This is a genomic window from Actinacidiphila oryziradicis (assembly GCF_005047355.1).
Lineage (GTDB): Bacteria > Actinomycetota > Actinomycetes > Streptomycetales > Streptomycetaceae > Actinacidiphila > Actinacidiphila oryziradicis.
Window position 1 is genome coordinate 1 of the sequence record NZ_SUMC01000178.1, and the last position, 9,489, is coordinate 9,489.

At 70.8% G+C, this 9,489-nt stretch carries 7 protein-coding genes and 1 pseudogene; 5 read left to right on the top strand and 3 right to left on the bottom strand.

From position 1 onward, the window contains the following. The first annotated feature begins 363 nt into the window (after positions 1-363). The gene (locus FCI23_RS51955) at positions 364-1,101 is read left to right on the top strand and encodes a VOC family protein (protein ID WP_136730924.1); all 738 of its coding nucleotides are present in this window, start codon (positions 364-366) and stop codon (positions 1,099-1,101) included. A 117-nt stretch (positions 1,102-1,218) separates the two neighbouring features. Here FCI23_RS51955 and tpg read toward each other — a convergent pair whose 3' ends face one another. After that, on the bottom strand, positions 1,219-1,776 hold the full coding sequence (gene tpg, locus FCI23_RS51960) for a telomere-protecting terminal protein Tpg (RefSeq protein WP_136730925.1): 558 nt from the start codon (positions 1,774-1,776) through the stop codon (positions 1,219-1,221). A 10-nt stretch (positions 1,777-1,786) separates the two neighbouring features. Beyond that, a complete protein-coding gene (gene tap, locus FCI23_RS51965) occupies positions 1,787-3,928 on the bottom strand; it encodes a telomere-associated protein Tap (protein ID WP_136730926.1) in 2,142 nt (713 codons plus the stop codon). 588 nt (positions 3,929-4,516) lie between these two features. Between tap and FCI23_RS51970 the strand changes: the two genes are divergently transcribed. The 3 genes from FCI23_RS51970 to FCI23_RS51980 are packed head-to-tail and all read left to right on the top strand — an operon-like array spanning position 4,517 to position 7,786. Beyond that, positions 4,517-4,786: a hypothetical protein gene (locus tag FCI23_RS51970; protein ID WP_136730927.1), complete on the top strand. Its 270-nt coding sequence runs from the start codon at positions 4,517-4,519 to the stop codon at positions 4,784-4,786. Next, positions 4,779-5,393: a DUF6879 family protein gene (locus FCI23_RS51975; RefSeq protein ID WP_136730928.1), complete on the top strand. Its 615-nt coding sequence runs from the start codon at positions 4,779-4,781 to the stop codon at positions 5,391-5,393. The genes FCI23_RS51970 and FCI23_RS51975 overlap by 8 nt, the downstream gene beginning before the upstream one ends. 2 nt (positions 5,394-5,395) lie before the next feature. After that, on the top strand, positions 5,396-7,786 hold the full coding sequence (locus tag FCI23_RS51980) for an ATP-binding protein (protein WP_136730929.1): 2,391 nt from the start codon (positions 5,396-5,398) through the stop codon (positions 7,784-7,786). Positions 7,787-8,188: 402 nt separating this feature from the next. Here FCI23_RS51980 and FCI23_RS63480 read toward each other — a convergent pair. Then, positions 8,189-8,812 (bottom strand): annotated as a pseudogene (locus FCI23_RS63480) (formyltransferase family protein); the annotation flags it as partial. A gap of 5 nt (positions 8,813-8,817) precedes the next feature. Between FCI23_RS63480 and FCI23_RS51990 the strand changes: the two are divergent. Continuing rightward, positions 8,818-9,291, top strand: coding sequence for a hypothetical protein (locus tag FCI23_RS51990; protein ID WP_322974055.1), 474 nt, complete (start codon positions 8,818-8,820; stop codon positions 9,289-9,291). Positions 9,292-9,489: the final 198 nt, after the last annotated feature.

The window sequence follows — 9,489 nt, forward strand, 5'->3', positions numbered from 1 at the left end:
TCTGTCGAACCCGGCGCCCCCACCTCCGGGATTGTCGGCCGCAGGCTCGCCGCCCTCGACGCCGAGATCGACCGGCTGGCCAGACTGCGCGAGAGCCTCGCGCGGCGTGCGTCCGGAGACGACTGACGCCGACCGCTTCAGCCTCTTGCCACCCGATTGGAGCCACTGGCAGAGGCACCGCCGCCGTTTGGTGACAACAAGCCGCCTGTGTGACGACTATCGTGCTTCGGCACATCACAGCAATGGTGTGACTGAGCACTTCAGGTGGCGAGCTGAGCACTGCGGTTGGCGAGCGAGTTGATCTCTGTTTGGTGACGGTATATGCGTTTGTCGTTGCAGGGCGGTGTGCATAGGGTCGGCGGCATGGCGACACGGCTTGTTCAAATTGCGATGAATGCTCGGGATGACTCCGCGCTCGGCCGGTTCTGGGCGGAGGTGCTCGGCTGGAGCGTTGACAGCGAGGAACCCGGCGTGACCAACCTCGAACCCGTGGGCCTTGTCTATCCCGACCCCGTCGCCGTCTGCGTCGATGTCCTTCGCGTCCCGGAACCCAAGACGGTGAAGAACCGTGTGCACATCGACCTTGCCACCACCTCTGCGGCCCATCAGGCAGAGCTGGTCGCGCGCCTCCAGGTTCTCGGCGCGACGCCCGCCGACGTGGGCCAGGGCGACGTCCCGTGGACGGTCCTGGCCGACCCGGAGGGCAACGAGTTCTGCGTCCTAGAGCCGCGATCGATCTACCGGGACACCGGGCCGATGGCCGCGGTCGTGGTCGACTGCGCGGATCCGCGGGCCATGGCCCGGTTCTGGGGCGAGGCGATGGACTGGACCCTGCACGAGGTGACCGACGATCATGCGGTGCTGCGCTCCGCCAAGAGTGTCGGCCCGTATCTGGAGTTCCTCCGCACACCCGACGCGAAGACCGTGAAGAACCGCATCCATCTCGACCTCTGCCCGTACCCCGGTGACGATCAAGCGGCCGAGGCGGCCCGACTGCGGGCTCTTGGCGCCACCGACATCGACCTCGGCCAGGGCGACGTGCCGTGGACGGTCCTCACCGACCCGGAGGGCAACGAGTTCTGCGTCCTCACCCCGCGCTGACACGGAGCCTTAACGACACCCCGACACATGAGCACAAGGGGCGCCAACTCAGGTGCTCAACTCGCCAACTGAAGCGCTCAGTCACAAATGGAGCGCGCCCCTCGCGCGTACCCCAGGTCAGATGTCGAGCTCGATGTAGTCAATGTCGGTGAACTCCACCAGCAGGCCTTGGGCGCGGCGGCCGTGGTCCTTGAAGTAGATATCCTGGAGGCCTTCGGCGGCGATGTTCTGCAACTGCTGCTCGGTGGCGCCGGCGGCCTGGGCGTCGAAGAGCCGGGCGGCGTACGGGGGCGGCAGGTGCTGGGTGATCAGGCGCAGGCGGCCGTCGTCGGTGGTGCCGAGTGCGGCAGTGAACCCGAACCGCGCCCGGGTCTCGATGACGATGCCGGTGGCGGTGGCGGCCTGCTTCTTCGCCTTGCCACGGACCTTGGGCTGCCAGCGCTTGCGCACCGCCGAGGCGAGGCGGCCGGCGAGGTCCTTGCGGGGCCGCCTGAGCTGGCCTTTGAGGTAGCGCTCCACCGTGCGCTGGGAGACGCCCAGAAGCTGCGCCACGGCCCGCGTTGAGCCCTTCTCCTGCTTGACCAGGAAGCGCATCTGCGCCTGCGCCGTCTTCGGGATGGGGCGGGTGAACGCCTTCGCTTCGGCCTTATCGAGGCTGTCCCCGAGGATGCCCACCGGTGTCTGCCTACTCTCCGTTGTCCGCGACGGTGACGACGCCGTCCTTGATGTGCCGGGCCAGGTTCACGCCCTCCGGACCGTGCTCCTCCAGCAGGCCTTCCGCCCACAGGACGTCCTGGGTCCCTTCGAGCTTGACCATCCCCGGCGAGACCCCGAGGCGGAAGGCGCCGGGCAGCGGCTTGCCGTCCGGCGTGCGCGGCAGGAAGTCCAACGGGCTCGGTCCGTCGGAGGGGTACACGGCGCAGTCCGAATTGATCGCGACCGGGTACAGGTCCGCCGCGGTGGCGAGCTTGAGCATCTTGCGGTGCATGTTGACCCGCGCGGTGGAGATGACCGCGGCGCGGATGTCCGGCCGCCACGTCGGCCGCTGCAGGGCCGGCCAGGGCTCGCCCGACCGCCAGCCGCCGCCGCGCGGCCGCTCCCTCAGCTTCCCGATCCCGCCCTTGACCGTGGCCTTGATGGCCGACAGGACGGCGGCCTGCCCCGGGTCGACGTCCTTGTGCACGGCCATCGCCGCGAGGAACTCCTCCTCCGCCATGCCGGGCACGACGCCCAGCTGCTCCATGGTGGCCATGTAGGCGTCGCGCAGCCGGGTGTACCAGGCGTCCAGGTAGGAGCCGTGCTCGTACCGCAGGTACGCCTCGATCGGCTGGACCTGGTAGCCGAGCTCCACCGCGTACGCGACGGTCGGTGTGGCATACCAGGCCGGACCCGTCGGCCGGTGCCCGGCCGGGGTGAACGGCGACGGCAGGCGGGGGTCGAAGTCGATGTGGGAGAGGTCCACCAGCCAGGAGCCGGGCAGCGCCTTGTCGAAGGCCGGCGCCGTGAGGTGCACCGGTGCGCTGAGGCCGACGTTCAGCCGGTTGGCGGCGGCGGCGAACGCCATGTTGACGTCGATGCCCACCACGAACCGCTTCGTGCACTCCTCATCGGTCAGGGCGCGGGACCACGCGTACGCCTCCTCCTGCAGGACCTGGTCCGGGGTGCGCTGATGGAACCTCGGGTAGAGGGCGGTGACGAGGGGGTGCCCGTCCGGTGCCTCCGGCGGCGCGCACTCCACCGGCTCCGTCAGCGAGCCCGGGTTCGGGCCCGACACCCAGGTGCCGGTGTCTTCGTCCTTCACCGCGCGGGTCGGCGGGCGCAGCGCGGTCATCAGCTCCAGGCCGCAGACGGCGGTGGAGCCGCGTGGGGTGATGACCATCGTGGCGTAGTCCCCGAGCAGTTGGGCGAGTTCCGGCGGCGGGAGCTGGGCGATGTCGCCCCAGGAGCGGGTGTCGAGCGCGTTCCAGGGCAGGATCGCGAGCTGCACGCAGTGGCGCTGCCCACCCGTGGCGGGGCGGTAGATCCTCGCCCACGGGCCGAAGCCGCGGCGGGTCAACTTCCAATTGGACCTGGTCAGTTGCTTGACGACCGTGTGGTCCTCCGGGAGCCGCAGGCCCTGCCGGTCCTCCAACGTCGCGGGCAGTGCGAACCGTTCGGCGGCCGCAGCGGTGATGACGATGAGCGGGTCGGCGTCCTTGCCGTTGCGGTGCAGCCGCGCCGCCCCCAGCTTCGCCTCCTTCAGCGTCCAGTCGACCAGAGCGCCGATCGTCTTCGCCGGGCAGTCCAGCACCAGGCCGCCGACGCAGTACGCCGACCCGTCGCCGTCCAGCACCGCCAGCGGCCCGCCTGCGAACCTCGGATCCACGGCCGCCGGGGCGGCCGCAGGCTTCTTCCCCACGGCCTTCTTCACCGCCGGACCGCGCGATGTCGACGACGGTCTGGTGCTCGCCGCCGCCTTCGCGGGAGCCGGCACCGACGACGCCGCGGCCGGGGGCGCAGCGGGTGCCGGCTCCGGTGCGGCGGGCCTGGCGAGGGCCTGCGGCACAGCCGGGGTGCTGCTGACAGGCCGGGGTGCGGGGTGGCGCGCGGCGAGGCCGTCCAGGAGCCGGATGTAGGCCGCCCGCTTCGGCGGCCGCGGCTCCGTCCGACCCGCCTCCCAGCCGGTCACCGTCTCCCGCCGAACCCGCAACGCCTTCGCCAACTGCTCCTGGCTCAGCCCGGCCGCCTCGCGCAGCCGCTTGCGCTCATCCGGATCCGGCAGCGGAGCAGCCGCCTCCTCCAAAAGCGCGTCGACCGCGGCGAAAAGCTCGTGTTGCTCGTTGGACACGGGGGTTACCTCCGTTCCGCATTGTAGCCGAAACACACGTGGATCGCACGTGAAACACACAACGATTTCGGGACGCGGCACCGGGCCGGGCCTGGAGGGGCCGGCCAGTGCCGACGACCGCCAAGCGCCCCGCCGGTGAGCCGCGCCGGCCGCAAGCCGTGCCACACGCACGGGCTTCCCAGGGTCTCAACTCACCGGCTACCTGGGGAAACAGGGACTCTCGTCCCAGGTCTGTGTCGCAGGCTCGGCGTGCCGCTGCCGTGCCGTGCGCGGGCCCGCTCCAGACGCTGGCCGACGCGCGGAAAGCAGCAACTTCTCCATTGAGGGCCGAACAAGCCCCCCACAAAGTCCGTCCGTCGTTCTCCCTGTTCGCTTGCCCGGTCGAGGCTCGGGGGCTGGCGCCGATCTGGAGGAGGGCCGGGGCCGGGGCAGTATCCGCCGGGTCGCCTGGGCGGCGTCGGGCTCGTCGACAGGCCCACGCTGGCAGGTCGATGAGGGTGACAAGTCGCGGTCGAACAAACACCCTAGGTGATAGCCTCGTCCCGCCCAGAGCTGAGGCGACAACAGATGCTGGCACGCGGAGGAGACATGGCCAAGAAGTGGGAGGCCGATCCTGCGGCGTCCTTTGCGCGGCGGCTGGGCAAGTCGTCGCACGAGCTGGGGCAGACGTCCGGTAACGCCAGCTGCCCGGACGTCTGGGAGTTGGACAACGGGGACGTCGCCGTCATCGGGGCGGACCTGACCACCTCCTACGAAGGACGGCTGCCGGACGGGGTGAGCGTTGATCCCGGGGAGCGGCTGGTCATCATCCCGAGGGCAACGATCCTTGCGGCCAAGGCGGACATCCCGGATGCGTAGCCCGCTCGACGGCGCCACGGGAGAGCGCATGGCGCTCGACGCCTACTACGCGGACTTTGAAAAGCACTTCTGGAACAGTGCCGACCTTGGATTCTGGAAGCTGGAGCGGCAACAGTCCTTCAAGGAGCCCGGCTACGACAGCTGGGAGGCGTTCGCGCGCGGCGAGTGGGAGGAATCCCTGCGCCTGCTGGAGGCGGGCCGCGCGGACATGGAGGAGTACCACCGCAAGATCGACCGGCACGGCTTCCTGGCCCGGCGGGTCCGGGTGGTCGAGGAACCTGTCAGCGACTATCTGCAATGGGAACTGCACGCGCTGCGCGTCCGGGAGCAGTGCGGGGGGACGGTCCACGTCATCGGGGCGGACCAGGTGGCGCGGTTCGAGGATGACGGCCCGCTCCCGGAGATTTACACGCTCGGCTCGCAGGTTATGTACCAGGCGGTCTACGACGAGCAGGACGTCCTGGAATCCACGCGGAAGTTCGTCGACCCCCACCTCATCCTGCACTGCCAGAAGTTCATCGAGAGCCTCTACGACGCAGGCGAGCCGCTGGAGGGTTGGTTCGAGCAGCACGTAGCGACCCTGCCACCGCCGCCGCGCCAAGCCTAGAGATGGACGACACCGCTGGGCACGTCAACCGGTTCGAGGGCTCGGCTTCGGCGCACGGTGTCGTGCAGGCCAGGGATGTCCACGGCGGGGTGCACTTCCACCAGCAACCGCGCCCCGACCCGACCCTCGTTCCCCGCCAGCTCCGGGGCGACGTGCGCCACTTCGTCAACCGGGCCCGGGAGCTGACCCGCCTCGGCCGCCTCGTGGCGGACGGCCGCGATGAACCACTCGTCGTGCCTGTGGCGGTCATCACCGGAACCGCCGGGGTCGGCAAGACCTCGCTCGCCCTGCACTGGGCACACGCCGTCCGGCCGCACTTCCCGGGCGGCGAGCTGTACGCCAACCTGCGCGGCTACGCCGCCGGCTCTCCGGCATCGCCGCAGGAGGTACTGGGCCGGTTCCTCGAAGACCTCGGCGTCCCCGCCGCGCAGGTTCCGGTGGAACGGGAGCGCCGCGAGACGATGTTCCGGTCGCTGCTGGCGGACCGGCGCATGCTGGTGGTCCTCGACAACGCGGCGGACAGCACGCAGGTCCGCCCGCTGCTGCCGGCGACCGCGGGGTGCCTCGTCGTAGTGACCAGCCGGGACGACCTGTCCGGCCTGGTCGCCCAACAGGGCGCGCTGCGCTTGGAGGTGACGACCTTCCCGACGACGGACGCCGTCGCACTGCTGCGCGCCACCACCGCCGACTACCGAGACCGCGACCGGCGCGCCGACCTGGCGGAGCTGGCCCGGCTGTGCGCGGGGCTGCCACTGGCACTGCGCATCGCCGCGGAACGCGCGGCGGGCTGGCCGTCGATGCCGCTCGGCGAGTTGATCGACGACCTGCGCGGCGAGTCGGCACGGTGGAACGTCCTGACCGCCGATGCCGAGGAGGGGTCCGACGCGATGCGCAGCGTATTTGAGTGGTCCTACCAGGCACTGCCCGACCCTGCGGCCCGGTTGTTCCGGCTCCTGGGCCTGCACCCCGGAAACGAGTTCGGCCTCCCGGCCGTCGCGGGCCTGGCCGGGATCGAACCGGCGCAGGCACGCTCCTTGTTGGACACCCTGGTCCGTGCCCATCTGCTGGAGCGGCGCCCGGCCGGGCGCTACGAGTTCCACGACCTGCTGCGGGCCTACGCGGCCGAGCTGGTCCGGCAGCAGGAGAGCGAGGCGGACCGGACCGAGATCCTCCGGCGCTGTCTCGCCTGGTACCTCCACACCGCGGACGCGGCGCAGCGCGCCATCGCGCCGTACGACAGTCACGTCCTTGACGATCAGATCCCGGCACCCGCGGCGCTGCTTGCCTTCGACGGTTACGGGTCCGCGTTCCAGTGGTACCGGAGCGAGAGCGCCAACCTTGTCACCGCCACCCGCGTCGCCTCTGGCGCCGGATTCCCCGGGATCGCCTGGCGCCTGGCCGTGGTGCTGCGTGCCATCTACATGCACCACAACGCGTTCGACGACTGGGTCACGACCGCCCGGATCGCCGTGGACGCCGCCGCACGCGCCGGAGAACAGGCCGGGGAGGCGGAGGCGCTGGAAAACCTGGGCAAGGCCGCCTTCCAGGCGTTGCGGCTGGAGGAGGCCGAGGAGTGCCACCGCGCCGCGCTCGCCATCCGCCGGCGTATCGGCGACCGGCGCGGCACGGCGGTGTCCGTCAACGCCCTCGGCCTGCTCGGGCTGCGCCGCCGCCGGCTGGAGGAGGCCAAGTCCCACTTCGCCGACAGTGCGGAGATCTTCAGCGAACTCGGCGATCGCCGCTGGACGGCACTGATGCGGAGCAATCTCGCCGAGACGCTGTGCGAACTCGGCCAGAGCGAGGAGGCCGGGGAGATCGTTGAGCAGGCGCTGGCGGACTTCCGCGAACTCCGGGACCACTTCGGCGAGGGCAACGCGCTGTTCCTGCTGAGCTGGGCGCGGCGGGAGTCGGGAGACCTCGAAGCAGCCGGCCGCGCGATCGGCGCCGCCTTGTCGATCGCCGATGGCGAGGACAACCAGGTCTGGCGGGGGCACTGGCTGGTGGAGTCGGCGAAAATCGAACGGACACGGGGGAATCCGGAGGAGGCCCTGCGCCTGTGCCAGGAGTCCGCCGCCGTGCAGCGGCGACTCGGCGACACCGCCCGCGAAGCCGCAGCGCTGGACGGCGCGGGCGAGGCATGCCAGGCACTCGGCCGCTTGCAGGAGGCGGCGAAACTGCACCACCGCGCCATCACCGTCTACCGCGAGCTCGACGCCCACTGGAAGCTCGCGGGAGCCCTGGAAAATCTAGCCTGCGCACTCGGCCCCCTCGGCGAACGCGACTCGGCGCGTGCCGCCCGGCAGGAGGCGCTGCGCCTGCTCAGCCCGCTCCAGGACCCGCAGGCGGTCGCGCTGGCCCAGAGGGTGGCCCGGCACCTGAGGGACGGCGGTTAGCCGTTCGCTGCCACGGGCTCCGAAGCGGTGATCCACACGGGGCCGTCGGCGCAGTCCAGGCGGGGACCGTCTGCGGGGGTGAGGCTGGTGCCCAGGACCTTCAGCGACCGGCCCCCCGACGGTGGCGACGGGGCCGAGGCGCGGGCCCATGAACCGGAAGGTCCGCACCTGGTTGTGCACCTCGCGCGCCGTCTTCGTGGTGTCCACGACGGAGAACTCCGGCTCCATCAGTCCCGCGTGGCTGACGCCGTCGGCGGCCTGCGGTTCACCGGCCAAGGGGTCCGGTGCCCGGTCCAGGGCGACGGCGAGCAGGCCGCGCAGCACCGGGGACAGGCCAGTCCACAGGCTCTCGGGTGTCACGTCGTCCGGAATCGGGATGCCGTCCTGCTGGGCGAGGACGGGACCGGCGTCGAACTCCTCGTTCATGCGGTGGACCGTCACGCCCAAGTACGGATCCCCGTTCCGGATCGCCCACAACACCGGGGCGGGGCCGCGGTATTTGGGGAGCATCGAGCAGTGAACGTTGACCACGCCGTACCGCGGGATACCCAGCACGGATCGTGGCAGCCGCCACGAGAACCCGTAACAGATCAGGAGATCGAGATCGTAGCCGCGCAGCGCGGCACCCAGCCCTTCGGAACTGCCCGGCAGCAGCAGATCCGTCCCCGCGGGCAGCGCCGCGGTGATCCGGCCCACGACACCGGCCGCGCCCTCATCCGTAGCCGTCCCGGGCCGCATGGAACGGGAAAAGGCATAGACGACAGGATCGTGGCCCGCGCCGACGCACGTCTCACGCAGAGCGGCGAACTCCGCCACGCCGAAGGAGATCAAGCCGATGCGCATGCCGTCCGCCATGCAGGTCAGCATAGGGGGACGGCCTGAGGTGGCGAGCTGGAATCCGACGGGAGCCACGTGCTGCGCCCGCCCTACGCCCCACGTGCTCACGCACGCCTGCCGCCCGCCCGCGTGGCGTTGCCCCATAGGGGGCAGCATGCTTGCGCCCGCTCCCCGTTCCGTGAGGATCATCCGTCATGCCGCCTGCCACCCGCCATGCCCCGATCGTGCTGCTTGCCGCGCTCCTGCTGGCGGGGTGTAACTCGGCCACGGGTAGCGCGGACAACGCCCCCTCCGGAACGACCACACCCACCAGCGCCACGGCCGACGGTTCGGGACGGACGATCGCCACCGGCCCCGGCCCGCAGACGCACTACACCGTCCAGCAGCAGCCCCCGGCAGGCAGCTGCCACTACCAGTACGACAACAAGCAGCCGCTCGAAGACCCCGCCTGCACCCCCGGCGCCATCTCCCCCGCCGTCACCCAGGCCAACCTGACGACGACGATCTGCCGCAAGGGCGGCTACACCTCCGGCATCCGCCCCTCCGCCTCCATCACCGGCAAAGAGAAGAAGCTCAACGCCACGTCCTACGGCTACACCGGCCCCATGCGCGACGCCGAATATGATCACCTCCTATCCGGCGCTGTCACAAGCATTGCGTGCGTGTGACCTGCTGAGAGCGTGGGCGGCATGCCGCTGACGGCGGGTAGAACGCTACGGCCGAGTGTTGCGGCCCTCGCGCTGCCCGTCATTGGGCGGTCTCAGGCGGCCCTGACTGCTCGGGAGGCCTCTATCAGGAGAACGGCCGCGGCGCGGGCCTGACGGGCGGGCTCGGGGGATCCCGCGATGGCCGCCGTGGTCATGGCG